Here is a 1865-nt window from a genome sequence, read left to right on the forward strand (position 1 = left end):
AAAAGCACCGTCGAGCGGGCTTTCGACCACATGCTCGACCAGTACACCGGCACCATGAAGGCCTTCTGCCAGGAGCACTCGCGGGAGATCCTGTTCGACCGCATCGTTGCGCGCCTGGATGCCGACTGAGCTCCCTCTGATCCACTCAGGCCGGTACGGCACGGTTGTGCTCGACCATGCGGCCTGTGGCCGTGGCTATGTGGTCGATTTCCGGGCCTCTGAGTGGGTCACCCTCAACTGGGGCGACAAGTCCCGCTGGCAGACCTTCGAGAGCTTCCACACGGCTCTGGCGTTCTTCTGGGGCCTATCGGGCTTCCATGAGCGTCGGGAGGCGGGCAACGAGGCTGGAGGGAGGGTCAAGGGTTCCCGCAACGCAGTGAGGACAACCCTTGATGCTCCCGGAGCCTCCAAGCTCCTTGCTTCCCTTCCCTGAGCATCAGGGAAGGGATGCCCAGCGGCGAGCGCTCTTCCTTCTCTTCGGGGGGGCCCAACGAAGTTGGGGGGCGAAGCCCGGGGGCGGCCGCGGGGCTTTTGGGTGGGCCAAGGACGCGAATGCGGACTTGGGGCACGCGGCCGCCCCCCCTCTTTCTTCCTTGCGACCTGTCCGGGAAGTTTGGGTCAACTTCCCTCTTCGGGAAGTTGCGCCCGAACTTCCATGGCGTGACTTTTCCGAGCTGGCTCCTTGACACAGCGTCACCGGGAGCAGACTGTACAGATGGGGTCCGTTTGTACAATGTGTTACCCCGCAATGACGTGGTAATTACCGGGTAGCACAATGAACACGCGCGTAGCTGTCCCTCTGACCAAGGAAGCGTACGACGCTGTGTCCTTCCTGGCGAAGCTTAAGGGCGTTTCGAGGGGCCGTTTCCTGGCCGATGTGGTCGAGGTCGCTGTTCCCTCCTTCATCGCCATCGAAGCTGCTTACAAGGCTGTCCTGGCAGCTGAGGGAGAGGAGCGCGCCCAGCTCCTCGAAGGCATGAAACAGGCCGAGCGTCGCCTGATGGAAACACTCGCTGAGGCCATGCCGGAATCGGCCGATGAAACTGCCTCGGCCGTGGACGCACGCTTCCCCGAAGGGGGGGAGCGTGCGTCTGCGGACGGGGCCAACCCCCCCTATACTAATAGGGGGGTCCACAACCTCCCCGATGAAGATCGGGGGCAATAATCCATGGCCTTCGACTACTACGCTGCGACCCTCCCAGCTTCGGTCACTCATGCGGAAGCCATGCTCTTGCACGCGTTCCCTGGGGACCTCGACACGGCAAAGCCGGTCCGGCCTTTTACTGCCGGCAAGCAGCACCGAGAGCAGGGCTTCCGCCTCTACCATGGTGGTGTGAACCCGCATCCTTTCTTCGTCGCCTCTGGCAAGGAGACACCCAAGGCTGTCGAGTTCGTGCGCCGTGTGTACCCGGCTCACAGGGTTTCCCGTGCTGATGTCGCCATCGACACGGTTGACGAGGGTGCCTTCGACCACCTCGTCGCGCTGATCGATCCGATCGCACGTAAGGCCGGCGTGAAGGTCACGATGGTCGGCGATCCAAACGACGAGAAGCGCACCACCGGGCGCACCATGTACTTTGGCGCCTGGTCCTCGGACGTGCGTCTCTACGTGTACGAGAAGGACAAGGAGCAGGAGGCCAGAGGGCTCGCTTTCCATCCCGGCCACGTCCGCCTCGAGCTTCGCGCCAAGCCTCGCAAGGAGCGCAAGAGCCTCGCCGCCACGATGGACGAGGATCAGCTATGGGGACTCTCGACCTGGACGCGTGAAGTCCTCGAAAAGCTGGACGGTACCATCGTCCCCTTCGTGCCCGACCAATCCAAGCGCAAAAGCACCGTCGAGCGGGCTTTCGACCACATGCTCGACC

2 protein-coding genes are annotated in these 1865 nt (G+C 63.0%); both read left to right on the forward strand.

What is annotated here, in order from left to right; translation table 11 throughout:
• The first annotated feature begins 775 nt into the window (after positions 1–775).
• A complete protein-coding gene (locus FHG71_RS23155; RefSeq protein WP_139084160.1) occupies positions 776–1165 on the forward strand; it encodes a hypothetical protein in 390 nt (129 codons plus the stop codon).
• 3 nt (positions 1166–1168) lie between these two features.
• A partial coding sequence (locus FHG71_RS23160) for a replication initiation factor domain-containing protein (RefSeq protein WP_139084161.1) occupies positions 1169–1865 on the forward strand: 697 nt, incomplete at its 3' end.

It is taken from the genome of Rubellimicrobium roseum, from assembly GCF_006152145.1.
GTDB lineage: Bacteria > Pseudomonadota > Alphaproteobacteria > Rhodobacterales > Rhodobacteraceae > Rubellimicrobium > Rubellimicrobium roseum.

Excerpts from the sequence above, each read along its gene's own strand:
- FHG71_RS23155 (WP_139084160.1), top strand. The coding sequence starts at position 776 with ATGAACACGCGCGTAGCTGTCCCTCTGACCAAGGAAGCGTACGACGCT.